The organism is Helcococcus sp. KG196, assembly GCF_046035495.1.
Classification (GTDB): domain Bacteria; phylum Bacillota; class Clostridia; order Tissierellales; family Peptoniphilaceae; genus Helcococcus; species Helcococcus ovis.
Map to the genome: position 1 here is coordinate 1 of NZ_JBFNFI010000038.1, position 696 is coordinate 696.

General features: G+C 52.6%; 1 rRNA gene. It reads right to left on the reverse strand.

Features of this window, described 5'->3' with window-relative positions:
• Positions 1–696, reverse strand: a 23S ribosomal RNA gene (locus ABGF45_RS08380); the annotation flags it as partial.

Consider the following 696-nt stretch of genomic DNA (forward strand, 5'->3'; position numbering starts at 1 on the left):
CACTTCCACCTTCGACCTATCAACCTCATTTTCTACAAGGACTCTTTTAGAAATCTTATCTTGAGGGGGGCTTCGTACTTAGATGCCTTCAGCACTTATCCCTTCCAGACTTAGCTACTCAGCCGTGCCATTGGCATGACAACTGATACACCAGCGGTCTGTCCATCCCGGTCCTCTCGTACTAAGGACAGCTCCTCTCAAATTTCTTACGCCCACGCTGGATAGGGACCGAACTGTCTCGCGACGTTCTGAACCCAGCTCGCGTGCCTCTTTAATGGGCGAACAGCCCAACCCTTGGGACCTACTCCAGCCCCAGGATGAGACGAGCCGACATCGAGGTGCCAAACCTCCCCGTCGATGTGAACTCTTGGGGGAGATAAGCCTGTTATCCCCGGGGTAGCTTTTATCCGTTGAGCGATGGCCCTTCCACTCGGTACCACCGGATCACTAAGTCCTACTTTCGTATCTGCTCCACTTGTAGGTGTCACAGTCAAGCTCGCTTTTGCCTTTGCACTCTATAAATGGTTTCCGTCCATTCTGAGCGAACCTTTGAACGCCTCCGTTACTTTTTAGGAGGCGACCGCCCCAGTCAAACTGCCCAACTGACAGTGTCCCAACACCCGATTCAGGGTGCATGGTTAGAACCTTAAAGCTTAAAGTGTGGTATTCCAACGGCGACTCCTCAGCAACTGGCGC